The sequence below is a fragment of the Amycolatopsis viridis genome (assembly GCF_011758765.1).
Taxonomy (GTDB): Bacteria; Actinomycetota; Actinomycetes; order Mycobacteriales; family Pseudonocardiaceae; genus Amycolatopsis_E; species Amycolatopsis_E viridis.
Genome location: NZ_JAANOU010000001.1, coordinates 2,852,627 through 2,877,959 on the forward strand (window position 1 = coordinate 2,852,627; position 25,333 = coordinate 2,877,959).

At 71.6% G+C, this 25,333-nt stretch carries 24 protein-coding genes and 1 pseudogene; 14 read left to right on the plus strand and 11 right to left on the minus strand.

Annotation, left to right across the window (positions count from 1 at the left end):
- Window positions 1-8 precede the first annotated feature (8 nt).
- The 4 genes from FHX46_RS14105 to FHX46_RS14120 are packed head-to-tail and all read left to right on the plus strand — an operon-like array spanning window position 9 to window position 4,243.
- Window positions 9-764, plus strand: a complete 756-nt coding sequence (locus FHX46_RS14105) for a 3-hydroxyacyl-CoA dehydrogenase family protein (RefSeq protein ID WP_167114302.1) — start codon at window positions 9-11, stop codon at window positions 762-764.
- A 7-nt stretch (window positions 765-771) separates the two neighbouring features.
- Window positions 772-1,548, plus strand: coding sequence for an enoyl-CoA hydratase-related protein (locus FHX46_RS14110; protein ID WP_167114305.1), 777 nt, complete (start codon window positions 772-774; stop codon window positions 1,546-1,548).
- On the plus strand, window positions 1,545-2,576 hold the full coding sequence (locus FHX46_RS14115) for an acyl-CoA dehydrogenase family protein (protein WP_167114307.1): 1,032 nt from the start codon (window positions 1,545-1,547) through the stop codon (window positions 2,574-2,576). The genes FHX46_RS14110 and FHX46_RS14115 overlap by 4 nt, the downstream gene beginning before the upstream one ends.
- Window positions 2,573-4,243: an AMP-binding protein gene (locus tag FHX46_RS14120; RefSeq protein ID WP_167114310.1), complete on the plus strand. Its 1,671-nt coding sequence runs from the start codon at window positions 2,573-2,575 to the stop codon at window positions 4,241-4,243. Before FHX46_RS14115 ends, FHX46_RS14120 begins: the two co-directional genes overlap by 4 nt.
- 54 nt (window positions 4,244-4,297) lie before the next feature.
- Here the strand turns inward: FHX46_RS14120 and FHX46_RS14125 are convergent, their stop codons facing one another.
- The 5 genes from FHX46_RS14125 to FHX46_RS14145 form a co-directional block, all read right to left on the minus strand.
- Window positions 4,298-4,681, minus strand: coding sequence for a carboxymuconolactone decarboxylase family protein (locus tag FHX46_RS14125; protein ID WP_167114313.1), 384 nt, complete (start codon window positions 4,679-4,681; stop codon window positions 4,298-4,300).
- On the minus strand, window positions 4,678-5,742 hold the full coding sequence (locus FHX46_RS14130) for a 2-hydroxyacid dehydrogenase (RefSeq protein ID WP_167114316.1): 1,065 nt from the start codon (window positions 5,740-5,742) through the stop codon (window positions 4,678-4,680). The genes FHX46_RS14125 and FHX46_RS14130 overlap by 4 nt, the downstream gene beginning before the upstream one ends.
- Window positions 5,743-5,841: 99 nt before the next feature.
- The gene (locus tag FHX46_RS14135; protein ID WP_167114319.1) at window positions 5,842-6,594 is read right to left on the minus strand and encodes a FadR/GntR family transcriptional regulator; all 753 of its coding nucleotides are present in this window, start codon (window positions 6,592-6,594) and stop codon (window positions 5,842-5,844) included.
- Between the two features lie 174 nt (window positions 6,595-6,768).
- A complete protein-coding gene (locus FHX46_RS14140) occupies window positions 6,769-7,491 on the minus strand; it encodes a cysteine hydrolase family protein (protein ID WP_167114323.1) in 723 nt (240 codons plus the stop codon).
- 56 nt (window positions 7,492-7,547) lie between these two features.
- Entirely contained in the window at window positions 7,548-8,459 is a 912-nt protein-coding gene (locus FHX46_RS14145; protein ID WP_167114326.1) for an NAD(P)-dependent oxidoreductase, read from the minus strand.
- An 88-nt stretch (window positions 8,460-8,547) separates the two neighbouring features.
- On the opposite strand from FHX46_RS14145, the gene FHX46_RS14150 reads away from it, so the two are divergent.
- Together FHX46_RS14150 and FHX46_RS29130 are read left to right on the plus strand one after the other, a co-directional pair.
- On the plus strand, window positions 8,548-9,876 hold the full coding sequence (locus tag FHX46_RS14150) for an MFS transporter (protein ID WP_167114330.1): 1,329 nt from the start codon (window positions 8,548-8,550) through the stop codon (window positions 9,874-9,876).
- 759 nt (window positions 9,877-10,635) lie between these two features.
- Window positions 10,636-10,908, plus strand: a pseudogene (locus FHX46_RS29130) (transglycosylase SLT domain-containing protein); the annotation flags it as partial.
- 80 nt (window positions 10,909-10,988) lie between these two features.
- Here the strand turns inward: FHX46_RS29130 and FHX46_RS14160 are convergent.
- Window positions 10,989-11,951, minus strand: a complete 963-nt coding sequence (locus FHX46_RS14160; RefSeq protein WP_167114338.1) for an alpha/beta hydrolase — start codon at window positions 11,949-11,951, stop codon at window positions 10,989-10,991.
- A gap of 165 nt (window positions 11,952-12,116) precedes the next feature.
- Between FHX46_RS14160 and FHX46_RS14165 the strand changes: the two genes are divergently transcribed.
- Window positions 12,117-12,572 carry a MarR family winged helix-turn-helix transcriptional regulator gene (locus FHX46_RS14165; protein ID WP_167114341.1) on the plus strand — a complete coding sequence of 152 codons (456 nt, stop codon included), beginning with the start codon at window positions 12,117-12,119 and terminating at the stop codon, window positions 12,570-12,572.
- 89 nt (window positions 12,573-12,661) lie between these two features.
- The gene (locus tag FHX46_RS14170) at window positions 12,662-14,314 is read left to right on the plus strand and encodes an amidohydrolase (RefSeq protein WP_167114344.1); all 1,653 of its coding nucleotides are present in this window, start codon (window positions 12,662-12,664) and stop codon (window positions 14,312-14,314) included.
- Between the two features lies 1 nt (window position 14,315).
- Here FHX46_RS14170 and FHX46_RS14175 read toward each other — a convergent pair whose 3' ends face one another.
- From FHX46_RS14175 to FHX46_RS14185, 3 genes are all read right to left on the minus strand, one after another.
- The gene (locus tag FHX46_RS14175; protein ID WP_167114347.1) at window positions 14,316-15,428 is read right to left on the minus strand and encodes a DUF1015 family protein; all 1,113 of its coding nucleotides are present in this window, start codon (window positions 15,426-15,428) and stop codon (window positions 14,316-14,318) included.
- Between the two features lie 23 nt (window positions 15,429-15,451).
- A complete protein-coding gene (locus FHX46_RS14180) occupies window positions 15,452-16,252 on the minus strand; it encodes an alpha/beta fold hydrolase (RefSeq protein WP_167114350.1) in 801 nt (266 codons plus the stop codon).
- A gap of 97 nt (window positions 16,253-16,349) precedes the next feature.
- Window positions 16,350-17,390: an AraC family transcriptional regulator gene (locus FHX46_RS14185; protein WP_167114353.1), complete on the minus strand. Its 1,041-nt coding sequence runs from the start codon at window positions 17,388-17,390 to the stop codon at window positions 16,350-16,352.
- A gap of 117 nt (window positions 17,391-17,507) precedes the next feature.
- Here FHX46_RS14185 and FHX46_RS14190 point away from each other — a divergent pair, with 117 nt between their 5' ends.
- From FHX46_RS14190 to FHX46_RS14210, 5 genes are all read left to right on the plus strand, one after another.
- Window positions 17,508-18,992, plus strand: a complete 1,485-nt coding sequence (locus tag FHX46_RS14190) for a flavin-containing monooxygenase (protein WP_167114357.1) — start codon at window positions 17,508-17,510, stop codon at window positions 18,990-18,992.
- Complete coding sequence (locus tag FHX46_RS14195) at window positions 18,989-20,695, plus strand: FAD-dependent oxidoreductase (protein ID WP_167114360.1); 1,707 nt, start codon at window positions 18,989-18,991, stop codon at window positions 20,693-20,695. The genes FHX46_RS14190 and FHX46_RS14195 overlap by 4 nt, the downstream gene beginning before the upstream one ends.
- A 7-nt stretch (window positions 20,696-20,702) precedes the next feature.
- Window positions 20,703-21,311 (plus strand): acetoacetate decarboxylase family protein, encoded by a 609-nt coding sequence (locus FHX46_RS14200; protein ID WP_167114373.1) that lies wholly within the window; start codon window positions 20,703-20,705, stop codon window positions 21,309-21,311.
- A gap of 384 nt (window positions 21,312-21,695) precedes the next feature.
- The gene (locus FHX46_RS14205) at window positions 21,696-21,980 is read left to right on the plus strand and encodes a hypothetical protein (protein WP_313886134.1); all 285 of its coding nucleotides are present in this window, start codon (window positions 21,696-21,698) and stop codon (window positions 21,978-21,980) included.
- 578 nt (window positions 21,981-22,558) lie between these two features.
- Window positions 22,559-22,876 (plus strand): hypothetical protein, encoded by a 318-nt coding sequence (locus FHX46_RS14210; protein WP_313886135.1) that lies wholly within the window; start codon window positions 22,559-22,561, stop codon window positions 22,874-22,876.
- A 303-nt stretch (window positions 22,877-23,179) separates the two neighbouring features.
- Here FHX46_RS14210 and FHX46_RS14215 read toward each other — a convergent pair whose 3' ends face one another.
- Complete coding sequence (locus FHX46_RS14215) at window positions 23,180-23,494, minus strand: antibiotic biosynthesis monooxygenase family protein (RefSeq protein WP_167114378.1); 315 nt, start codon at window positions 23,492-23,494, stop codon at window positions 23,180-23,182.
- 339 nt (window positions 23,495-23,833) lie between these two features.
- Between FHX46_RS14215 and FHX46_RS14220 the strand changes: the two genes are divergently transcribed.
- Window positions 23,834-24,481 (plus strand): response regulator, encoded by a 648-nt coding sequence (locus tag FHX46_RS14220; protein WP_167114381.1) that lies wholly within the window; start codon window positions 23,834-23,836, stop codon window positions 24,479-24,481.
- Window positions 24,482-24,499: 18 nt separating this feature from the next.
- On the opposite strand, the gene FHX46_RS14225 is transcribed toward FHX46_RS14220, so the two are convergent.
- Complete coding sequence (locus FHX46_RS14225; protein WP_167114384.1) at window positions 24,500-25,333, minus strand: aldo/keto reductase; 834 nt, start codon at window positions 25,331-25,333, stop codon at window positions 24,500-24,502.

Genomic DNA, 25,333 nt, shown 5'->3' on the forward strand with positions numbered 1-25,333 from the left:
AGTACGGCATGAGTGAGTCCACAGCAGACTTCAAACGGGTCGGCCTGCTCGGCTCCGGCCCGGTGGCCACCGCGATCGCCGAGCTGGTGACCGCCTCCGGGCGCGAGGTGATCGGCACCGTCACCGATCTCGCCGACGCCGATCTCGCCCTGGAGCTCACCGCCGGGGACGCCGCGGGGACGAAGCAACTGCTCGCCGAGATCGCGGCCGTCGTCGGCGAGCAGACCCCGATCGTCACCGGCACCGGGACGCTGTCGGTCACCGACCTCGCGGCCGGCGTACCGAATCCGGAACGCGTCGCCGGGCTGCACTTCCTCGACGCGGTGTCCGGCACCGGCGTGGCCGAGGTCGTCCGCGCCCTGCGCACCGCCGACCCGCTGGTGCAGGCCCTGGTCGCGTTCGCCGGCTCGCTCGAGGGCGTGCAGCCCGTCGTGGTGGACGACCGGCCCGGGTTCCTGCTCAACGCGCTGTTCCTGCCCTACCTCAACGACGTCGTCCAGGAGTTCGACGACGGACTGGCGAGCGCGGAGGACATCGACGTCGCCCTGAAGCTCGGCCTGGGCTACCGCCGCGGTCCACTCGAGACACTCGACCGGATCGGGCTCGACGAGCACCTGCGCACCACCGAGGCCCTGTACGCGGCCACCCGGGACGGCCGGTACGCGCCACCACCGCTGCTGCGCCGGATGGTGGCCGCCGGGTTCCTCGGCGACAAGACCGGACAAGGCTTCCGCACCACGTCAGCGGCAACCGAGGAGGAGTGAGTTGACGATGAGCTATGACGACATCCTGGTCAGCACCGACGGCCCGGTGCTCACCATCACGATCAACCGGCCCGACAACGGCAACAAGTTCCGCCACCAAACCTGTCTGGAACTCTTCGACGCCCTCCAGCGGTTCCGCCTCGATCCGGCGCTGCGCGCCGCGATCCTCACCGGTGCCGGCGACAAGTTCTTCTGCATCGGCGGCGAGCACGACCCGGTGACCTCGCTCGACCAGTCGCAGGTGCTGCCCATCGTTGACGTCTACCAGGCGATCGACACCATCCCCAAGCCGGTCCTCGCCGCCGTCAACGGGTTCGCGGTCGGCGGCGGCAACGTCCTGCACAACGTCTGCGATCTGACGATCGCGGCCGAGAACGCGGTGTTCCGGCAGGTCGGCCCGCTGGTCGGCAGCTTCGACGCCGGCTACGGCTCGTGGTACCTGGAGGACACCATCGGCCGCAAGCGGGCCAAGGAGATGTGGTACCTCAACCGCAAGTACACCGCCGCGCAGGCGCTGGCGATGGGACTGGTCAACGAGGTCGTCCCGCTGGCGGACCTGCCGGCCCGGGCCGCCGAGGTCGCCCACGAGATCGCCAGCCGCAGCCCGCTCGCGATCGGCGGTCTCAAGGCCGCGTTCTCCGCGCGGCACAACGGGGTCTCCGGTCAGGCGCGGATGGCGCACGACCAGCAGCTGACGCTCTACCTGCAGACGCGGGAGGCGCACGAGGTCAGTGCCGCCTTCGCCGAGCGGCGCAGCCCCAAGTCCGAGAGCTTCTGGTCATGACCTGGCGCGGCCCCCTGCTCGACGAGGAGCAGCGAGATCTGGCGTCCCTGCTGGACGCGGTCGCCGCCGACCGGGCGGTCGCGCCGGCCGACGACGCCCCCGAGACGGTCGCCGCCCTGGTTCGCGAGCTCGCCGGCCTCGGTGTCTGGACGTTGGGCACGGCCGAGTCCGCGGGTGGCGCCGGTGCCGGGTGGACGACCACCGCGGTCGCGTTCGAGCGGCTCGGCCGGTCCTGGCCCGCCCTCGGCTGGGCCGCCGTGCAGGCGCATGCCGCGGTGGACGTGCTCGGCGCGGATCCCCGCTTCGCGGATCTGGTGGGCGCGATCCACGCCGGCGAGGCGGGCGTCGCCGTCGTCGACGGCGATGCCGCCCACGTCCGGCTCGCCTGGCAGGGCGAGAGCCTCTCCGGAGCCGTGGACCGGGTGGACGCTGCCGCGCGATCGCCGCACCTGCTGGTCCTGACCGGTGCGGACGAGGCGCTCCTGGTCCCGCCCGCCGCGACCAAGGCGGCCCCGCTGCGCCGCACCGGTCTCGGTGGCGCGCTCACCGTGGCGCTGGACGTGGCGGCCGGTGCCGGCGAGGTGCACCAGCTCACCGGCGTCGCCGCCGCGGCCGCTCGCCACCGGCTCCTCCTCGGCGCGGCGGCGGTCGCCACCGGCATCGCGGGTGCCGCCGCCGACGACGCGGCCGGCTACACCGCCGTCCGCCACCAGTTCGGCCGGGCGCTGCACGACATCCCGGTCGTGCGGATGTCGCTGTTCGAGCAGGCCGCCCGCACGGCGGCCGCGCTGGCCGCGGTCACGTCCGCCGTCCCGGACGAGCTGGCGGCGCTCGCGGTGGCCCGGGAGTGCTGCGACGCCGCCATCGAGGTGGCGGCCGCGGCCGTGCAGGCGCACGGCGGGTACGGCTACCTCGCGGAGTACCCGGTGGAACGGCGGCTCCGCGACGCGGTCTCCCTGCGGGCGGCTGCCGGCACCCACGGCACGGCGGCCCGCACCCCCACCGCTTCGAGAAGGGACGCGCGATGACGACACTCCCGGTCCGCCGGCCGCTGGCGGCGGCACTGGACGGGCAGTACTCACCGATCGACGACGACACCGCGGCACGCTGGCGCGCCGAGGGCTGGTGGGAGGACCGCTCCGTGCGGTCCCTGCTGACCGAGGCCGCGCAGGCCCATCCGGACCGGATCGCCCTGGTGGGCCGCCGCTCCGACGGCAGCCGGGTCACCCGCACCTACCGGGAGTTCGACGAGGGTGCCCACCACGTCGCGAGCGTGCTCGCCCACCTGGGCGTCGGCGTGGGCGACGCCGTGGTCGTGATGCTGCCGAACTGGGTGGAGTACCCGGAACTGGTCTTCGGCATCAACGAGGTCGGCGCGATCTACGCGGGCATCCCGGTGGCCTACGGGCCCCGGCAGGCGGAGGCGATCCTGCGCCGCAGCAAGGCCAAGGTGCTGGTGATCCCGCGCCGCTGGCGCAGCACCCACCACCTGGAGATGGCCCGCGCCCTGCGGGCCGGGCTGCCCGCGTTGCAGCACATCCTCGTGCTGGACGAGGACGGCTCGGACCTGGGCCCGGGGGAGTCGCGGTGGGCCGACCACGCCGGCGTGCCCACCCGGACGTTCCCGGACCCGGACCCGGACCGGATCTGCTACCTCGGCTTCACCTCCGGCACCACGGGTGAGCCCAAGGGTGCGATGCACAGCCACAACACGCTGATCTACTCCGCCCGGCAGCAGGCGAACCACATCGGGGCGAAGGTCTTCGGCGAGCCGATGGTGCAGCTGGTCGCCTCGCCGGCCGGCCACCACACCGGGTTCGAGTGGGGCATCCTGTTCACCACGCTGCTCGCCGGCACCGGTGTGCACGTCGACCGCTGGGACCCGGAGTGGGGCACGCGGATCATCCGCGAGGAGGGCGTGACCACCTTCTTCGGCGCGCCGACCTTCCTGCAGGACATGCTGCGCACGGATCTCGCCGGCGACCCGGCGTGCCCGCTGACCTGCCTGGTGATCGCCGGAGCCCCGGTTCCCCGCAACTTGCCGGCGCAGGCCGGTGCCGCGCTCGGCGCCTACGTCGCCCCCGCGTGGGGCATGACCGAGTGCAGCATCCTGACCTCCTGCACCCCGGCGGAGGGCGAGGCGATCCTGCGCACCGACGGGTCGGTGTTCGCCGGATCCGCGGTCCGGATCGTCGACGCGACCGGGGCCGAGGTCGGCGCGGGGGAGGTCGGGGATCTGGTCATGCGCGGCCCGGGGGTGGTGCACGGCTACTACGACCGGCCCGACGCCACCGACGAGGCGTACCTGCCGGGTCTGTGGTTCCGCACCGGGGACCGGGCGAGCGTGGACGAGCACGGGTGGCTGTCCCTGCGCGGCCGCAGCAAGGACGTCATCATCCGCGGTGGCGAGAACATCCCGGTGACGGATGTGGAGTCCCTCATCTTCGACCACCCGGATGTGCTCAACGTCGCCGTGGTCGGCCTGCCCGACGCGCGGCTGGGCGAGCGGATCTGCGCGGTGCTGGTGCTCCGCCCGGGAAGCCCGGAACCGACAGTGAGCACGCTGGGGGAGTACCTGCTGGGGAGGGGCCTGTCGAAGCACTACCTGCCCGAGCGGGTGGTGGTGCTCGACGAGCTGCCGATGACGCCCAGCGGGAAGATCCAGAAGTTCAAGCTCCGCGAAACGCTGGGCTGACGGGGACAACGGCGGTGGCGGGACCGGTCGGACCGGTCCCGCCACCGCCGTTTTCTAGTCCGCGCGCGGTTCGATCTCGGGTGCGCCGACGACCTCGGCCCACGCCTGCACACCGCCCTGGAAGGCGACGATGCCCGCCTCCGGCAGTGCGATCTCGATGGCCTCGAGGATTTCCTCCGGCGTGGCCCCCGCGGCCAGGGCCAGCTTGATGTGCGTGACGATCTGCGTGTGCGGGGCGCGCATGACCGTCAGGCTCAGGATGAACAGCAGCTCCTTGGTGCGCTTGTCCAGCCGCCGCTCGGTGAGGTAGGCCTGGGACACCATGCCGTCCATCGCCTTGAGCAGGTCCAGGTCCGCGCCGGCCAGGATCTTGTGCAGCCGGAACGCGTACCCCCGCCGCCGCGCGAGCTCGTCGATGTAGTCCTGTGCCTCGCTCACCGCGCGACCTCTCGCCCGGCCGCGAGCGCGCGGCTCACGCCACGGCTGAGGTCCAGCAGCTCCTGGGTCATCAGCGAGCGTGGCCCGCCGGCGACGTGCGGGGTCAGGATGACCCGTTCCGCATCGAGGAGCGGGTTGTCCACCGGGACGGGTTCGCTGCCGTAGACGTCGAGGGCGGCGAAGCGGAGTTCGCCGCGGCGCAGGGCCTGCGCCAGGGCGTGCTCGTCGATCAGCAGTCCCCGGGAGACGTTGACGAGCACCGCGTCGGCCCGCATCTTGCGGAGGAAGGCGGCGTCGACGACGTGCCGGTTGTCCGCCGTGCTCGGGATGTGCAGGCTCACCGCGTCGCTTACGGCGAGGAGGTCGTCGAGCGGCAAGTACTCCAGGCCGTCGACCGTCCGTTGTGGACGGCCGCGGAGCGAGGTCCACACCACCCGGGCGCCGGCGGCGCGCAGGCGCCGGGCGACGAGCAGCCCGACCTCGCCGAGTCCGATGATGCCGACGGTGCTCGCGGACAGCGTCCGTCCGAACGCGACACCGGGCCAGTTGTAGGCGGTGGATCCGGGCGCGGAGGAACCGGCCGCGACGGTCGACTCCCGGGTGGTCCGGTCCAGCCTGGGCAGCTCCCGCAGCGCCGCCATCACGAGCAGCACGGCGTGGTCGGCCGTCGCTTCGAGCGCCGGGCGGGGCACGAAGTCGAGCGTGATGCCGCGCTCGGCCGCGGCGGCGACGTCGATGGTGTCCTGCCGCTCGCCGAGCTTCTGGACGTGCCGCAGGTCCGGAAGCCGGTCGAGCAGCTGCCGGTCGACCCGGGTCCGGCGGACGACGAGCACGCGTGTGCCGGCATCGGGTGCGTAGCCGGTGTCCCCCTTGGCCGGCATGTCGATGGTGACGTCCGGGATGCGGCCTGCGGCGAAGAGCGCGTCCAGATCGACCACCTCGGGGGCGAAGAACGCCTCCAGGCTCCGGCGGGTCGCCTCGTCCGGTCCGCGCATTACGTCGGCGGCGGCCGCGAGCATGTGGTCCCACTCGGGGAAGCTCACGACGGTGGGGTTGACCATCCCATCTCCTGTCTAACCGATTGACTATTCGTCAATTGTCAGACATTAGCAGGGCGGGGTCAAGCGTCCGGAACGCCCGGCGCGCGGGGGAGTCCGGCTTCAGACCCCGGCCGGTGCCGGCCGGCCGGTTCCGCCGGACGGCTGGTCCGCGAGCGCAGCCCTAATGTGCTCCCGCAGGTAGGCGAGGTGTTCGCTGATGGCGGCTTCCGCGGCCTGCCGGTCCTGCGCCCCGATCGCCTGCACGATCCGCTGGTGCTGGGCCACGGTGTGGCGGCCGACCTCCGGCGAGAGGTCGAGGTAGCGCACCGGCTCCGACTCGTGGTGCAGCGCGTAGACCAGCGATGCGAGCACCCGGTTGCCCGACATCCGGGCGATGATGGTGTGGAAGCGCATGTCGAGCTCGGCGATCAGCGGGTCGTCCACCGAGCGCGTCTTCTGCTCGCGCACCACCTGGCGCAGCTCCTCCAGGTCCTCGGCGGACCGGTTCTCGGCGGCCAGCCCCGCGCACGGGACTTCGAGGTGCTGGCGCGCCAGGGACACCTCCTCGAAGCTGACGCTGCCGAGCCGCACCAGGTTCTGCATCGAGGCGCGCACGACCTCGCCGAGGGACTGGTGGTCCACCGGCTGGACGAAGCTGCCGCCGCCCGCGCCGGGCACGCGGCGGATCAGTCCCTGCATCTGCAGCGACGACAACGCCTCGCGGATGGTCGGGCGGCTGACGCCGAACTGCCGCGCGAGCTCGGCCTCCGACGGCAGGCGTTCGCCGGTGCCCAGCTTGCTGCTCAGGATCGCCTTCTTCAGCGCCTGCTCGACCTGTTCACGTGGGCGGAGGATTTTCTCCCCGAGCTCCATGTGTCCGATCCCCTTCCCGGGGTGCACGCATCCCCACCTGCAAATGTACGGCACTTGGCAAGTGAGCGAGAGTTTGCCCTGCGGTCTGCGACTTACCCAATTGGCAAATGTCAGGCAGAGTCCGGCGTGCACCCCGGGTCGGGCCGGCGCCGCGGGAGGTCGGGCGGCGAACGGTCAGGGTACCGGCACCGGCTGGGCCGCGTGACGGACCGACTCCAGGTACTCGATGGTCTCGCTCGTGCTGACCACCTCGGCGTACTTCATGTGCATGTCGAACAGGTTGACCTGGTGGGAGATCTGGCTCCGGTCGGCACAGCATTCGAACGGCACGACGACGTGGAAGTTGTACTGGAACGCGTCCAGGACGGTGGCACGCACGCAGCCGCTGGTCGTCATCCCGGTGACGATGACGGTGTCGCATCCCGCGTGGATCAGGTAGGACGCCAGTGGCGTGCCGAAGAACGCGCTCGGCTTGCCGCCCTTGTTGATGACGATCTCGTTGTTGAGCGGGGTGAGCTCCGGGGGCAGCGCATCGCCGGGCGGAGTGCCCTCGGGGAGCGGGACGGGCCGCGGGTTGAGCTTCCACCGGCCGCGCTCGGCCGGCCGGGGGCGGTGATCGGGTTCGGGGTAGGCCTTGGTGAAGAACACCGGGATGCCGGCTCGCCGCGACGCGGCGAGGAGTTCCGCGTTCGCCGCCAGGGCCGGCTGGCCGGTGGGCGAGAATCCGGTCGGGTAGGTGGAGTCGACGAACGCCTTCGTCATGTCCACCACCACGAGCGCGGGCGACGTACCCGCCGTGAGCGGCCGGTCTTCGGGCGCGAACTCGCGGCCGAAGGTCTCGAGATCCGCCGCCGGGATCACGCCGGACCACGGTTTGGGGTTCCCAGGTGTCGGCACAGGCCCTCCCTCAAGCTAATTGTCTGACATTCGAAGACTAGGAAGCAGACGGCCGGTTAGTCAACGGTGGATTCCGCGTCGAGGTCCCGCGCGACGTACTGGACCACCCGGGTGCAGTCGAGGTCCGCGTACCCGTCCTCGGCCGCCTGCTGCCACGCGGCGTGCGCGCGGGTGGCCACGGCGGGGTTTAGGCCCGCGTCCTGGGCCGCTTCCAGGAACAGGCTCAGGTCCTTGACCACCGAGGCGAAGCTGAACCCGAAGTCGAACCGGCCGGTCAGCACCTCCCGCGGGAACTTCTCCAGGGTGGCCGAGTTGCGGCCACTGCTGGCGTTGAAGACGTCGATCGCCTGCGCGAGGTCGACGCCCAGCCGGGTCAGCACGACCGCCGCTTCCGCGGTGGCCAGCAGGGCGGACAGGCCGAGCATGTTGTTCGCGCTCTTGACGGCCTGGGCCAGCCCGGGCTCGCGGCCGACGTCGAACAGGTGCTCGCCCAGCAGCTCGAGCACCGGACGTGCGGTGCGCACCGCCTCCGCCGGGCCGGACACGATGAAGGTCAGGGCGCCGCGTTCGGCGGCCACCACCCCGCCGCTGACCGGGGCGTCGACGAGCTGCACGCCGGTGCCGGCCAGTCGCTCGGCGCACTTCTTGCTGGTCACGATCCCCGAGGTGGAGGTGTTCACGATCGTGAGCCGCTCCGGGGTGCGCCCGGCGAGCAGCTCGGACACCGTGCCCTCGACCGCGGCCGGCCCGGGCAGGCTGAGGATCGCGAGCTCGCTGGCCTCGAACAGCGAGCCCGGATCGCGGTGCACGGTCACCGACGGCAGTCCGGTCAGCCGCTCGGCGGCGACGGGATCGCGGTCGTAGACCCCGATCTCGTGCTCGCCGTGCGCGGCCAGCCGCCGGATCATCGGCTGCGCCATCCGGCCGGCGCCCACGAAACCGACCCGCTCCGGGTAAATGTCGGACATTAAGTTCTCCTGTCGAAGTCAGGCGTTGTGAGCCAGGTTATATTGTTCTACACTCGCCGCCAACCTTGGCAGACAGAGAGGCGGCAGGATGACTACCGACACCGCGCACGGTCAAGCCACCGTGCCGATCCGGAGGATCGCGCTCGCGAGCTTCATCGGAACCTGCATCGAGTACTTCGACTTCTTCATCTTCAGCACCGCATCGGCGCTCGTCATCAACAAGTTGTTCTTCCCGGCGCTGGATCCGCTGGCCGGAACCCTCGCCGCGTTCGCCGCGTTCGGTGTCGCGTTCTTCATGCGCCCCTTCGGCGGGATGCTGTTCGGGCACTTCGGCGACCGGATCGGCCGCAAGCGGATGCTGGTGCTCAGCCTCCTGATCATGGGCGTCGGCACCGCGTCCGTGGGGCTGCTGCCGACCTACGCGCAGATCGGCGTGTGGGCGCCGATCCTGCTCGTCGTCAGCCGCATGCTGCAAGGTCTCGCCGTCGGCGGGGAGTGGAGCGGCGCGGTCCTCCTCGCGGCCGAGCACGCACCCCCGTCCCGGCGCGCGTTCTTCAGCAGCTGGCCGCAGGTCGGGATCCCGGCCGGACTGGTCATGTCCTCCGCGGTCTTCTACTTCGTGGGCCTGATGCCCAAGGACGCGATGATGAGCTGGGGATGGCGGCTGCCGTTCCTCGCCAGCGCGGTCCTGGTCGGGATCGGTCTCTACGTGCGCCTGCGGATCGACGAATCGCCGGCCTTCCGGGAGGTGCGGGAGCGCGGCGAGGTTGCCAAGTTCCCCGCGCTCGAGCTCGTGCGCACCGCCAAGAAGTCGGTCGTCATCGCGCTGCTGGCGCACGCCGGGAACAGTGTCGTGTTCTACATGGCCTCGGTGTTCGGCCTGAAGTACGCCGCGGAACGGGGGACCGGCAGCAGTGGCATGCTGCTCGCCCTGATCGTGGCGGCCGCACTGCAGGTCGTGACGATCCCGTTGTCGGCGGTCCTGGCCGACCGGTACGGCCGTCGCCCGGTGATGGCCGTGGGTGCCGTCCTGACGGTCATCCTGGCCTTCCCGGTCTTCTGGCTGCTGGGCGCCGGGCACTTCCTGCCCAGTCTGGTGGCGCTGGTGCTGGCGATCTCTGTGCTGCACGCGCTGCTGTACGGCCCGGAAGCGAGCTTCCTGCTCGAACTGTTCGAAACGCGGCTCCGCTACACCGGTTCCGCGGTCGGTTACCAGATCGGCAGCATGCTTTTCAGTGGTCCGACTCCGTTCATTGCGGCGGCCCTGTTCGCCTGGGCGCAGTCGATCTGGCCGCTGGCGGCTTACATGATCCTTTCCGGGGTGCTCACCGTGATCGGAGTGGCGATGGCGAAGGAGACCCGGGCGATCGAATTCGTATCGGCCCGCTCCGGTGAGGCGCTCGACAAGGTCGAGTAGCAGCGCTGTCACCGAGGGCAAAAACCGTGTCCGAGCTGCGCGAACACGGTGCAGGTAGATCGCCCTCGGCACCCCTAAACTGTGGGTTCAGTCACCGTTTGGTGATATCTCCGTTGCTCGTTCGTAATCTGGCTGAGGCCTCGTGGTGACCCCGAGAAATCCCCCGTTCTCCTCACCCGTGGCCCCCGCCGGCCTGGCCCCCGACAGGGCCGGCGCGGACGAACGTCCGAGCAAGGAGACCTCCCGTTCATGGGAAGCCATAATTCGAAAACCCGTTTTCCCCGCCCAATGGTCCTGTTTTCCCCGGACAGGAACCGTCCCCGACACGCAGCAAAACCGAAGAACTCCGGTCGCCTCGCCGCGCGCACGTCCGTTTCCGCGGGCCTGCTCGTGATGTCGGTGGCCGGATCCGCGAGTCCGCTCGCGATGGCGAGCACCGGCGGCGATCCCGCGCCGCCGGTGCCCGCCGCCGAGACCGCCCCGGTCGCCGACGCCGCACATGTCGCTCCGGTCCTCGGGCCGCCGTCGACCTGGGTCGTGAGCACCCCGGCGTCCGTCCTGGACATCCCGGCCCGCCCCGCGCACCCGGAGCCGGCCGCCGCGGAAACCCCCGCCGCGGCACCGGCTCCGCCGCCCCCGCCGCCGCACCCGCCGGAGGTGTTCGACACCAGCGGCGACCAGCTCGCCGACTGGGTCAACGAGGCCCTGCGCGTCATGAAATCGCAGGACATGCCGGTGGGTGCCGGTGATGTGCGGGCCATCCGCACGATCATCGAGAAGGAGTCGGGCGGCGACCCGCAGGCGGTGAACCGGTGGGACAGCAACTGGATCGCCGGCCACCCGTCCAAGGGCCTGATGCAGTGCATCGACTCGACGTTCAACTCGTACAAGCTGCCCGGCCACGACGACATCTTCGACCCGGTGGACAACATCATCGCCGGGGTGCGCTACACCTTCGACCGCTACGGCGGTTTCGCCGGTCACCCCGGGCTGAAGAGCATGTCCCAGGGCAGCGGTTACCGCGGCTACTGACGTACCACGGGCGTCCGTCCGATCCGGACGGACGCCCGTGGCCGCTGTGGACGGTCCCGCGGACCGGAACCCGCCGCACCTCAGTCCTGCAGTGCCTTCCTCAGCACCGACACCGCCTGGTTGATCGCGGCGTCGGCGGCCGGGGTCTCGCGTAGCGCGTTGAGCATCACGAAGTCGTGGATGACACCCTGGTAGCGCACGGCGGTGACCGGGACGCCGGCCCGGCGCAGCTTGTTCGCGTACGCCTCGCCCTCGTCGCGGAGCACGTCGGCCTCCGCGGTGATCACCAGCGCGGGGGGCAGCCCGGCCAGCTCGTCCAGGCTCGCGCGCAGCGGTGAGGCGGTGATCTGCGCGCGCTGCGCGGCATCGGTGGTGTACTGGTCCCAGAACCACTTCATGCCCTCCAGCGCCAGGAAGTAGCCGGTGGCGAACTCCCGGTACGAGGCGGTGTCGAAGCTCGCGTCGGTGACCGGGTAGAACAGGACCTGCTGGCGGAAGGTGACGTCGCCGCGCTGCTTGGCCAGGATCGTCACGGCGGCGGTCATGTTCCCGCCGACCGAGTCGCCGGCGATCGCCACGCGGTTCGCATCGAGTCCGTGCTCCGCGCCCTCGGCGACGATCCACTGCGCCGCGGCGTAGTTCTGCTCCAGCGCGACCGGATAACGCGCCTCGGGTGAGCGGTCGTATTCGGGAAAGACGACGGCCGCACCGGTACCGGCGGCGATCTCCCGGATGAGCCGGTCGTGGGTGTGGCTGTTGCCGAACACCCAGCCCGCGCCGTGGATGTAGAGCACGACCGGCAGGGTGCCGGTGGCGCCGGCGGGACGCACGATGCGCAGCCGCACCTGGCCGGTCGGCCCGCCGTCGATGGTGCGGTCCTCGATGTCGGCGTCCGGCTTGGCGATCTCCCCGGACTGAACCTCGTCGACGGCCCTGCGGCCTTCCTCGGGCGGGAGCTGGAACAGGTACGGCGGCTTGTCGGTCGCCTCGGCGAACGCCTGGGCCGCGGGTTCGAGGGCGAGGTTGTGCGGGTTGGCGGTCATGACGGTCTCCTGACTGTGCGGGCCGGCGGTCCGACCATTCGGTTGCATCAAACCAGATTGTGCACAACTTAATTGCCCGATATGGTATGTGTCACTCTTGAATGGCGGGCGACCTGGTTCTGGGGGAAGATCGAGTGCTGGTACTCCGGGTGGGAAGGAGGAGGCATGGCCGAGGACGCACCACGACTCGACGATCAGGTCTGCTTCGCGTTGTACGCCGCCTCGCGCGCGGTGACCTCGCTGTATCGTCCCCTGCTCGACGAGCTGGGGCTCACCTATCCGCAGTACCTGGTGATGCTGGCGCTGTGGGAGCACGGCGAACTCTCGGTCAAGGAGCTCGGCCGGGCGCTGTCGCTGGACTCCGGCACGCTGTCGCCGCTGCTCAAGCGTCTGGAGAAGCTCGAGCTGGTGCGCCGTGAACGGCGTGCCGACGACGAGCGGTCGGTGTGCATCCGGCTCACCGGCAAGGGGGACGAGCTGCGGTCGAGGGCGGCGCCGCTGCCCGGGGTGGTCGGCACGGCGATGGACCTGCCGGCAGCCGGGCTGGAAGACCTGCGCGCGACGCTGCGCGGGCTGACCGACTCGGTGAACGCCTACCGCGAGTCCCGGACGGACGTATAACGACCTATACGGCGCGGCCCGGACGCGTGCGATCCGGCGGGCGGGACCCCTACCCTGCAAGGGAACGGCCCCGACCGGAAGGATCTGCTGTGCTCGATCTCCTGGTGCGCAACGTCCGTGCGCTGACCGTGTCCGACGAACGTCCCCGGGCGCACGCCGTCGGCGTGCTGCACGGGCGGATCGTCGGCCTCGACGAGGAGGTCGAGGGGCTGGCCGCCCGGACCGTGATCGACGGCGGCGGCGCGGTGCTCACGCCGGGGTTCGCCGACGCGCACAACCACATGGTCTGGTACGGCTTGTCGCTGGCGGAGATCGACCTGTCGGTGTGCCGCACCCTGGACGAGCTCTACGACACCGTCGCCGCGCGCGCCGCGCAGCTGCCCGCCGACGCCTGGGTGATCGGCTCGAAGTACGACGACTTCGTGCTCGGCGGCCACCCCGACCGCACCGCGCTGGACCGCGCCGGCGGCGGCCGTCCGGTGTGGCTCAAGCACCGCTCGGCGCACATGTGCACGGTCAGCTCCGCGATCCTCAAGCAAGCCGGGGTGCTCGACGCCGCGGTGCGCGTGCCCGAGGGCGGGGTGGTCGCCCGCGACGACGACGGGGCGCCGACCGGGCTGCTCGCCGAGCAGGCGCAGCAGCTGGTGGACGCGCTGGTGAAGCCCTACCCGGTGGAGGAGCTGGCGGCCGCGATCGAACGGGCCGCGAAGGTGTACGTCACCGAGGGCCTGACCTCGGTGACCGAGGCCGGGATCGGTGGCGGCTGGATCGGCCACAGCCCGGCCGAGGCGTCGGCGTACCAGCTCGCGCGTGCCCGTGGTGCCCTGCCGGTGCGGGTCGAGCTGATGCCGGCCAGTGAGGTGCTGCATCCCCTGGGCGGCAACCCCGCCGACACCGGGTCGATCGGCGTGGACCTGGGTCTGCGCAGCGGGTTCGGTGACGAGTTCCTCCGGCTCGGCCCGATGAAGATCTTCACCGACGGCGCGTTGAGCAGCCGGACCGCCGCCCTGACCGAGCCGTTCTGCTCGCACGGCGGCCTGGGTGTGCTGCAGGACGACCCGAAGGTGCTGCGGGACACCATCGTCGCCGCTCACCGCAGCGGCTGGCGGGTCGCCGCGCACGCGATCGGCGACCGGGCCATCGACCTGACGCTGGACGCGTTCGAGGAGGCCCAGCGGGTGCTCCCGCGCCCGGACGTGCGGCACCGCATCGAGCACGCCGCCATGGTGCGGCCCGATCAGCTGCCGCGGCTGGTGGCGCTGGGCGTGGTGCCGGTGCCGCAGGCGCGGTTCCTGTACGAGATCGGCGACACCATGGCCGAGGCGCTCGGCGAGTCGCGGGTGCCGTGGTTGTACCGCCAGAAGTCGCTGGTGGCGGCCGGATTGCGGGTGCCGGGCAGTTCCGACCGGCCGTGCGTCGGGGTCGGCGCCCCGCTGGCGGGGCTGCGCTCGATGGTGGAGCGCACGACCAGCGCGGGCGTGGTCCTCAGCCCGGACGAGCGCGTCGACGGGGCGGAGGCGCTGCGCGCCTTCACCGCGCACCCGGCGTGGGCGTCGCACCAGGAGAACGAGCGGGGCCGGCTTGCCCCCGGGTTGTGGGCGGACATGGTGCTGCTCGACGACGACCCGACCACCGTGCCGAGCGCGCGGATCAGCGAGATCGGTGTCCTGGCCACGTTCGTCGGCGGCCGGTGCGTGCACGGTGCCGGCAACGTGCGGGCCGACGGCCCGGTACCGGCCTGATTCATCCGGTCAGCGCGGCGAGCAGCAGTCCGCTGCGCGGTTTCGGGGTGAAGTAGGTGCTCTTGCGCGGCAGGCGGCGGCCCTGCGCGTGCGCGGTGAGCACTTCGGACAGTGGCACGGGCGCCAGCCGCAGGACGGCGTCCGTGCCCGGCCCGGGCGGGTGACCTTCGGGCAGCGCGTGCACGTGCGGGCCTTCCGGGTCGAGCCCGAGTGCCTTGGCGAGTAACAGGTTCTCCACCGCGGTGTGGTCGGGCTCGCCCGGCGGCAGCTCGACCAGCAGTGTGCCGCCGTGGCCCGTCACGACCGTGCTGCCCGGGACCGGGGTGTCCACACCGGACGTTTCCCGGACGGTCAGGCCGGCCCTCCGCCAGGCCCGCGCCAGCGCGGCCGCGGTCAGCCCGGTACCGCTGATCGTGCGGTGGATCGCGCCGATCCGCAGGTCCGGCCCGGCGGTCACCAGCGCCAGCAGGGGAGTGCCCGCCTCGGCCGCCGCCGCGACGCGGTGGTTGCCGTCGGCGACGAGCAGGGGAGCGGCGCGCACGGCGGCGAGCAGCCGGTCCTGCTCCGCACCGGGACCGGTCAGCCACAGCCGGTGCGCGCGGCCGCCGCCGGTCACCTCCACCGCGGGCGCGCCGCGCGCCGCGCCCAGGGCCGCCGCGGTGAGCTCGTCGCCGGACACCGGCACCAGCATGGCCGCGCTCGTGGCGCAGCCGAGCGCCCGCAGCGCGGCCGCCCGCTCCGCGACCACACCGGTGTAGACCTCTTCGCTGTGCCGGATCCGGGCGCCGACCGCGGACGGGTCGACCAGGCACAGCACTCCCGCCGCGGTCCCGTCCGGCCCGCTGATCCGGTACGGCGCGACGACGTCCCGCACCGGCCGGTAGTCCCGGGTCCGCAACCGGTCCAGCATCGCCCGTGCGGCCGGCAGGGACTCTTCCAGCGACCGGCCGCCCGGCAGCCGGTGCGGGTGCTGCACCGCCAGCAGCGAGTCGCCGGGGTCGGCCGCCAGCGCCGCCGCGATCTCCACCGGGTCGGCGAACTCGTCCACGTCCGGCCCCCCGGCCGGCGCGTCGAGGACCCATCCGGTGCCGATCGGGCGTGCCCAGTCCGTCATGCCCCGATCCTGCCGGACGGGGTTCAGCACGCCGCCGGCAGTTCCTCCGTGCCGGTCCCGGTGCGTGCCCAGCGGGCCAGCCGCGGCGCCGCCGCCACGTAGAAGTCCGGGTCCAGCCCCATCCCGGTGTGCGAGCTGCGCACCTCCACGCATTCGGCGTACGGGTCCAGGCACAGCTGCCACGGTGCGATCGCGTCGGCGCGCGAATACACCGCCAGCGCGGGCACCTCCGGCGGCAGGGGCGCGGCGAGGGCCTTGATGTTCTCGTCGTAGCAGGCACCGGTGAAGCAGTCGGTGTTCATCAGCCCGGGAATGCCCAAAGTGGACAGCCGGGCGAGGAGACGGGCCACCCGCACCACCTTCGGGTGCGCGCCCAGCGGGTCGAGCACCGGGCTGCCGAGCATCACCAGGCCGCGCACCAGATCCGGGCGGCGGATCGCGGCCAGCCGCGCCAGCCACCCGCCGCGGCTCTGCCCGAGGAGGACGACGCGGCGACCGGTGTCCGTGGCGTGCCGTTCCAGCCGTGCGACGAGCCGGTCGACCAGTTCGGTGGTGCAGCCGACGTTGAACCCGATCCGCGCCCCGGCCGGGCGGTAGCCGCGCGCTTTCAGCCAGGCCCCGGCCAGCGTCATGCTGCGGTCGCCGAAGCCGAAACCCGGCACCAGCAGTACACCGAGCCCGGCGCCCTCCCGCGGATCGTCCGGCCGCCAGATCGGGTGCCGCATCAGCCGCGGGATGTCGAGCATCGCCAGCAGCAGGTGTTCGCGTGTCGCCATGCGGATGGTGTCGCCCGCTGCGCGCGCGGGCTGGAGCAGCGTGATCATGTGCGGCCTCCTCGCGAGCTGAAGAGACCCTTGATCTACCCCGGAATTCCGCTGTTGACACCTCGAACCGCGCCGACGGTCGACATCGGACGCGAAGTCAGCGGCGCGGCCCGCTCCGCAGGTACCGCGCGGGAGTGGTACCGGTCCAGCGGCGGAACGCGAAGATGAAGCTGGACGCCTCCGCGTATCCCAGCCGCAGGGCCACGTCTTCCACCGACAGCGCGCCGGTGGCGAGCATTTCCTCGGCCAGGGTCTGGCGGACCTCGTCGAGCAGTGCGCGGAAACTGGTGCCGGCGTCCTCCAGGCGCCGCCGCAGGGTGCGGGTGCTGATGTTGAGCTCGCGCGCCACCTCGTCCATGGCCAGCGTGCCACCGACGCGGATCAGCTTGTCCCGCACCTGCTGCCCGATGCCGGAACGGGCGCGGCGGCGGCCGACGAGCTCGCGGCACTGCGCCTCGCACAGGGCGACCGTGTGCTCGCTGGCCTGCGGCAGCGGCTGCCCGAGGGCGGCGGGATCGAGCGTGACGAGGTGCGCCGCTGCGTCGAAGCCCGGGTGGATACCGAAGACCTCCGCGTACCGCGCGGGATCCGGTGGCCCGGGGAAGGGGAAGTCCACGCGACGCAGGTGCAGACCACTCGGCAGCAGGTCGTGCAGGACGGTGTGGATCGCACTGGCGTCGCGTTCCAGCAGGAACCGGCGCACGTCGTGCGGCAGGCCGTCGTCGCGCAGCCCGAACCGCAGCTCGTCCTCGGCCAGCTCGACGACCGGCAGGCAGAAGATGAAGCTGAGGTCGAGGTAGCGCAACGCGAAACCGATCGCGTCACGCAGGGTCGGGCTGCTGATGCAGGCGAACCCGAACACGCCGAAGGTCGCGACCCGGTAGCGCACGCCGGCGTCCAGCCCCAGGCCCGGTGGGTCACCGAGCGCCCGCACGAGGTTGCGCGCCACGGCCAGCTCCTGGCGCGCCTCGACCTGCGCCGCCGGGTCGTCCAGCCGGGCCGGGGACAGCCCGGTCCCGCGCAGCAGGGCCTCGCGGGACACTCCGCGCTCGGCGCCGAACCGCACGAGCAACGCCACGCTCGCGACACCCCGGGGGAAGTCCCAGTCGCGCACGGCGACGGGTAGCAGCTGAGCCATGGCCGGAAGTATGCACCGGGGGTGTCCGGAACTCTCGATTTCCTGGCCGCTGGTCTCTGGGATTCCGCCTCACCAGCACCCTACTGTGGAGTAGCACGACCGGCACCGAGGAGCAGCATGGTATCGACCACCACCGGCCGACGGCCGTCCGTCCTGATCATCGGTGCCGGTTTCGGCGGCCTCGCTGTCGCGACCGAACTGGTCCGTGCCGGGTTCGCGGATTTCACGATCCTGGAGCGGGCGGAGGAGATCGGCGGCGTGTGGCGGGCCAACACCTATCCCGGCGCGGGCTGCGACATCCCGTCGCCGCTGTACTCGTTCTCGCACCGGCCGAACCCGGACTGGCCCCGGCGGTTCTCCCTCCAGCCCGCGATCAAGCGCTACCTGGAGGACGTGGCCCGCGAGTACGGCGTGACCGACCGGATCCGCTTCGGCACCGGCGTCGCCTCCGCCGAGTTCGACGAGGGCACCCGGCGGTGGCGCGTGCGCACCGAGGCGGGCGAGGTGATCGAGGCCGACGTGCTGGTCCCGGCCGTGGGCCAGCTGTCCCGCCCGGCGCTGCCCGAAATCGCCGGCCGCGACTCCTTCCGCGGCCCGGCCTTCCACTCGGCGAACTGGGACCACGACTGCGAAACGGCGGGCAAGCGCATCGCGGTGATCGGCACCGGTGCCAGCGCGATCCAGTTCGTGCCGCACCTGCAGCGGGTCGCGAAGCAGGTGACGGTGTTCCAGCGGTCCGCGCCCTGGGTGGTGCCCAAGAACGACGTGGCCTACACGCGGTGGCAGCGCCGGCTGTTCCGCCGCCTGCCGGTGACCCAGAAGGTCGAGCGGTTGCGCATCTGGCTGGTGTGCGAGCTGCTGTCGCTCGGGCTCGTCGACGTGCCGCTCGTGCGGTGGTTCCTCGGCCGGCTCGGCACCCGGCACCTGGCCCGGCAGGTACCGGACCTGCAGCTGCGGGCCACACTCACGCCGGACTACCCGCCCGGCTGCAAGCGGGCGCTGTTCTCCAACGACTACTACCCGGCCCTGACCCGGCCGAACGTGACCGTGGCGACCGAGAAGATCGTGGAGATCCTCCCCACGGGCGTGCGCACCGCCGACGGCGTGGTGCACGAGGCAGACGTGCTGGTCTACGGCACCGGGTTCCACGCGACCGACTTCCTGGTCCCGATGACGGTCCGCGGGCGCGGCGGTGTCGAGCTGGCGAAGCGGTGGCGGGACGGCGCGTGGGCCTACCTCGGCATGACGGTCCCGGGTTTCCCCAACCTGTTTCTCGTCTACGGCCCGAACACCAACCTCGGCGGCAATTCGATCGTGTTCATGCTCGAGTCGCAGGCCCGCTACATCGTCCAGGCGGTCCGGGCGCTGGCGGGCCGGCCGGGGACCGCGCTCGACGTCAAGCCGGAGGTGGCCGCCCGGTTCGACACCGCGCTGCAGCGGCGGCTGGCCCGCTCGGTGTGGACCCGCTGCGCCAGCTGGTACCGCACCGGGACCGGCCGGATCGTCAACAATTGGCCGGGCACGGTCACGCGGTACCGGCGGCGCACGCGGACCCTCGACCTGCGCGACTACCGGGCGCTGACGGGGGAGGAGGCGGCATGACCGGCGAGCCGGACTACGACGTGGTGGTGATCGGCTCGGGGTTCGGGGGCAGCGTCAGCGCGCTGCGCCTGACCGAGAAGGGCTACCGGGTGGGGGTGCTGGAGGCGGGCCGGCGGTTCGCCGACCACGAGTTCGCCAAGACGTCCTGGCGGCTGCGCCGGTACCTGTGGGCTCCGGCGCTGGGCTGCTTCGGCATCCAGCGGCTGACGTTGCTGCGCGACACCTTCATCCTGAGCGGTGCCGGGGTCGGCGGCGGCTCACTGGTCTACGCCAACACCCTCTACGAGCCGCCGGCGGCGTTCTACGCGGACCGCCAGTGGGCGCACATCACCGACTGGCGCGCGGAGCTGGCGCCCTACTACGACCAGGCCAGGCGGATGCTCGGCGTCACCGCCTACCCCGGCACCACGCGGGCCGACCGGGTGCTGCGCGAGGTGGCCGGGGACATGGGCATCGCGCACACGGTGCGGCCCGCCCCGGTCGGGGTGCTGTTCGCCACCGGCGGCCGGCGGCCCGGCCAGGAGGTGCCGGACCCGTTCTTCGGCGGCGCCGGTCCCGTGCGGCGGACGTGCACGCACTGCGGCCAGTGCATGACCGGCTGCCGGCACGGCGCGAAGAACACCCTGGTCAAGAACTACCTGCACCTCGCCGAGCTGGCCGGGGCTCGCGTGCACCCGCTGACCACGGTGGTGGACGTCCGCCCGCGGCCCGGCGGCGGGTACGAGGTCGGCACGGTCCGCACCGGGGCGCGCCGGCACCGCCGGACGTTCACCTGCGAGCAGGTGGTGTTCGCCGCGTCCGCGCTGGGCACGCAGCGGCTGCTGCACCGGCTGCGCGACCGGGGCGCACTGCCGGAGCTGTCGCCCCGGCTGGGGCACCTGTCGCGCACGAACTCGGAGGCGATCCTCGCGGTGCGGTCGCGGGACCGGCACGCCGACTACACCGACGGCGTGGCGATCACCTCGTCGATGCACCCCGACGACGTCACCCACATCGAACCCGTGCGCTACGGCAAGGGCAGCAACCTGATGAGCCTGCTCGCCACCGTGCTCGTCGACGGCACCGGCGGCACCGGGGGGCAGCGGCGGTGGGTGCGGGGCCTGCGGGAACTGGCCCGGCACTGGCGCGAGCTGCCGCGCCTGCACAACCCGCGCCGGTGGTCGGAGCAGATGGTCGGCCTGCTGGTGATGCAGAGCGTGGACAACTCCGTCACCACCTACACCCGGCGGGGGCTCTTCGGCCGCCGGATGACCACCCGGCAGGGCGACGGCGCGCCGAACCCGGCGTGGATCCCGCACGGCCACGAGGTGGCCCGCCGCGTGGCGGAGAAGATCGACGGCGTGCCCCAGGGCGCCTGGACCGACTTCGCGAACATCCCGCTCACCGGGCACTTCATCGGTGGCTGCCCGATCGGGGACTCGCCGCGGACCGGTGTGGTGGACCCCTACCAGCGCCTCTACGGCCATCCCGGCCTGCACGTGGTGGACGGCTCGGCGATCACGGCGAACCTCGGCGTGAACCCGTCGCTGACGATCACCGCCCAGGCCGAGCGCGCGCTCGCGCTGTGGCCCAACAAGGGCGAGGCCGACCGGCGTCCGCCGCTGGGGGAGCCCTACGTCCGGCTGGCCCCGGTCGCCCCGCGCACCCCTGTCGTCCCGGCGGCCGCGCCCGGTGCGTTGCGCCTGCCCGTCACCCCGATCTGAGGTCCTGATGGCTGAACCGGCCGGATACCCGCCCGAACCCTGGCACCTGCGCGGCCGGATGCACGGCTCCCTCTGGTGCGTCCCCGCCGCCGAACTGCCCACGCTGCCGCCCGGGGTGCGCCCGCTGACCGTCGCGGGGCGCGCGTTCGTGATCGCCGCGTGGGTCGACTACCAGCCACCCGGGGTGCTGTCCTACCGCGAGCTGATGGTCACCGTGGCGGTGCGTGACCTGCCGTCGGTGACGATTCCGCACATCTGGGTGGACAGCCCGGTGTCCCTGGCCGGCGGCCGGGCCCTGTGGCACATCCCGAAGGAGCTCGCCGAGTTCACGCTGGCCGACGAGCCGGAGTTCACCGCAACGGCCCACGCGGACGGGAGCCTGCTGGCGGGCGCGGAGTTCACGCGCCTCCGCACGGTGCCCGTCCGGCTTCCCCTGGCGTTCTCCGTGCTGCAACGCGGTCCCCGGCGCAGCCGGGTCCGGGTGACCGCCCGGCTGGGGGTGGCGCGTGCGGCGTGGCGGGTCGGTGCGGGCGGTCCACTGGCGTTCCTGGCCGGGCGCCGGCCGGTGATCAGCCTGGTCGCCCGCGACTTCCGGATGCGCTTCGGCGGCACCTGAGACCCGGGTGATCCGCCGGCACTTCACACGGGCGGGTTAAATTCATGATCGAATTCGCTGACGGTACGTGCGCACTGTGGTACCGCATCAGGCGCGTTTAGCCGCAGCACATCGCGCGTTTTACGCACGGTGATGACCGTGGGTGAAGCACCCCCCTGCGCAAACTACCGGATCATCGCAGCGCACGACACGTGTGGGTGGGAAAGGGCCGGCCCGCACGGAATGAAACGTCGTTCGTCCGGGTGATTGCGTGGTGCGCTCGAATCCTCGCCGGGTGGCGCCGACCGGCTGCTAGCGTCTGCCGTGCTCGTGACGGGACTCCCGTCGCGGCAGAACTGTAAGCGAGTCGATGGGAATCACAAGGTGCTCAAGAAGTCTGCAATTGTGGCGGCCGTCGCGGCCGGTTTCGTGATGATCGGTTCCCCGGCCTTCGCGGCCCAGGGCGCGTGGGACGAGGGCGGCGACACCGGCCAGGTCGGCCTGGTCAACGTCGACGACGTCCTCAACGACAACAACGTCGGCGCCTGCCACAACAACGTCAACGTCCTCGGCGTCCAGGTGGCCGACGCTCTCAACGGCGTGGGCCTGGACATCCCGGTCCTGACCGGTGCGGCCCAGCAGGAGGCCGGCTCCGCGCCGAACGTCTGCGTCGCCGAGGTCGAGGACTGATCCGGCCGCACGCCGGGCCGGCCCGGTCCGGCTGATCAGGGGCGCGGGCGGGAACCACTGGTACTGATTCCCGCCCGCGCCCACTTTGGCCGAGTGACAACAAGGCACACCCGCATCCGAATGGGATGCGGGTGTTTTGCCGTGCGCGGGTAATTCCGCCCGTGGCGCCGGGCCGGCTGTGCCGATTGCCGGGGGACCGCTGGGATTCCGCGATACGGACGGGAATGACACGCCGGTACGTCACACCTCCGGGCTAATTGCTGACGCCCGTCCCTTCACGGCAGGTATCTGCTGTTCTACCTGATCGGTGGGTTTAGCGGCGGGCGGCCGCACCCGTCCGGGGCAGGATCACCGACAGTGAAAACCCGGGGGTAGGAATGGAGTGGATAACCGCAGCACACCGCGTATGTGGGTACCGAACGCCGGGTGAGGTGCTGGTGAAACGTCGATCGACCGGGTGATGCCGGAACACGTACCGATTTGCTTTCGACGGGCCCCTGCTGCTGATAATGTCTGCCGTGCTCGGGACGGAAGTCACGTCACGGCGAAACTGTAGTCGAGTCGATGGGGAATAAAAGGTGCTCAAGAAGTCCGTAATTGTCGCCGCTGCTGCGGCCGGTTTCATGATGATCGGTTCCCCGGCCTTCGCCACCCAGGGCGGCGGATGGGGTCACCACCACGGCGGCGGCGACACCGGTCAGATCGGTCTGATCAACGTCGACGACGTCCTCAACGACAACAACGTCGGCGTCTGCCACAACAACGTCAACGTCCTGGGCATCCAGGTGGCCGACGCGCTCAACGGCGTGGGCCTGAACATCCCGATCCTGACCGGTGCGGCCCAGCAGGAGGCCGGCTCCGCGTCGGAGGTCTGCGTCGCCGAGGTCGAGCACTGAGGCCGGATTCCGGAGGGGGTTCCGCGCCGGAACGATTCTGATCCGGCCGAGAGTCCCGTCGGTCCGACTGCACTCCGGATGGACCGGGACGGTTTTCTGGGTGAGAGCCGGCCGGATCGGAAAAGGCGGGTACGGACGGGAACTACTGGTACTAGTTCCCGTCCGTACCCGGTGTTCTTCGGGTAGTACGACGACAAGCACCCGTATTCGCATCGCGAATGCGGGTGTTTGCCGTGTCCGCGATTCTAGCGGTATACCGGCGGTGGTGCGACCGCGTGCCGGGCTGCGGCCGGCCGCTGCTACTCAGGGTCGTTCGAACTCCACCACGACGTCGTAGAGGGCCGGGTTCGGGGACACGACGCCCGGCACTCCGCGCATCGCCGCCCGGAAGCCGGGTTGGCCGGTGGCGGCTTCCCACGCCTCGGCACTGTCCCAGTGGGCGACGTTGACGAGCTGGAAGCGGGTGTCCGGGAGCTGGGCCCGGTGCAACCGCGAGTCCCGGAATCCCGGCGCGTCCCGCATGAGCTTCGCGCGTTCCCGCCACTGCTCGACGAACGCGTCCACCTCGTCGGCGGGCAGCTCGATGACGTTGATGAAGGTGACCCCGTTTTCAACCATGCATGAATTCTGGGACCTCGACCGCGGTGGAGGTCAAGAGCGCCGCCGGGATGTCCCCAACATCACCTCCCGCCAGCACCGCGGGCAGGTGATTCGTGTCTCGGCCGGATGACGGGACGGGTTAGCGCTCCGCCGCCCGGGGTAGCCGGTTGACGAAGGGCTTCCGGCGGTGTGCGCGGCACCGCACCCGACGAACGCAAAGCAGGGGTAGGCACCATGTTGTGGCTGATGTTGTTAGTTCCGGTCGTGATCCTGATCAGCACGGTGAGCATGCAGAAGTTCGAGGCCGTCATGCTCGAGACCGACCCGCTGCGCGACCGCGACCGGTATCGATGAGCCATGGTCCGGGTGTTCCTCGTCGACGACCACGAGGTGGTCCGGCGCGGCGTCGCTGACGTCGTGCGGGCGGAGGCGGACCTGGAGGTGGCGGGCGAGGCGTCGACGGCGGGGGAGGCGCTGGCCCGCATCCCGGCGGTACGGCCCGACGTGGCGGTGCTCGACCTGCGGCTGCCGGACGGCAACGGCATCGAACTGTGCCGGGAGCTGTGTTCCCGCATGCCGGAGCTCCGGTGCCTGATGCTGACCTCCTACACCGACGAGCAGGCCATGCTCGACGCCATCCTCGCCGGTGCGCGCGGGTACGTCGTCAAGGACGTGCGCGGCATGGAGCTGGTGTCCGCGGTGCGCCAGGTCGGCGCCGGGAAGTCCCTGCTGGACAACCGGGCCGCCGCGGCGCTGATGGCCCGGCTGCGGAACGAGCCCGCCGTGCCGCGGGCCGTGGCCGGGTTGTCGGACCGGGAACGCGCGCTGCTCGACCTGATCGGGGAAGGCCTGACCAACCGGCAGATCGCCGAGCGGATGTTCCTGGCCGAGAAGACCGTGAAGAACTACGTTTCCCGGTTGCTGCACAAGCTGGGGATGCAGCGGCGCACACAGGCGGCGGTGCTGGCCACGAGCCTGCGCCGGGAAGTGCCGGGCCGCCGCTGAGGCAGCCCGGCACGGTCCTCAGCGCATGTTGAAGGTGTCCGGGTCGGGACCGGTGCGCAGGCCCTTCTCCAGCTTCGCCAGCTCGGCGAGGTCGCCGTCGTCCAGCTCGAAGCCGAACAGGTCGAGGTTTTCCCGGACGCGGGAGGGCGTCACCGATTTCGGGATGACCACGTTGCCCAGCTGCAGGTGCCAGCGCAGCACGATCTGCGCCGGGGTGCGGCCGTGCTTACCCGCGATCGCGGTCACGGCCGGCTCGGCGAGCAGCTCGCCGCCTTTCGCCAGGGGGCTCCACGCCTCGGTGACGATGCCGTGGGCGGCGTGGTAGGCCCGCAGCTCCGTCTGCTGCAGGTAGGGGTGCAGCTCGATTTGGTTGACCGCGGGCACGATGTCGCTCTCCTGCGCCAGCCGGTCCAGGTGGTGCGGCTGGAAGTTGGACACGCCGATCGCGCGGACACGCCCCTCGGCGTGCACCTTCTCCAGCGCACGCCAGGTGTCGACGTAGCGGTCGGCGTCGGGGACCGGCCAGTGGATCAGGTAGAGGTCCAGGTGGTCCAGGCCGAGGTCGGCCAGGCTCCGGTCGAACGCCCGCAGGGTCTCGTCGTAGCCCTGGTCGGAGTTCCACAGCTTGGTGGTGACGAACAGCTCCGCACGCGGGAGGCCGGACTGGTGCAGGGCCCGCCCGACCGCGGCCTCGTTGCCGTAGGCGGTGGCGGTGTCAATGCTGCGGTAGCCGGCCTCCAGCGCGGTGGCGACGGCCTGGGTGGTCTCCTCGGCGGGGACCTGGAAGACCCCGAAGCCCACCCGCGGCATGGCCACGCCGTTGTTCAGATCGACCGTGGGAATGGTGGTCAT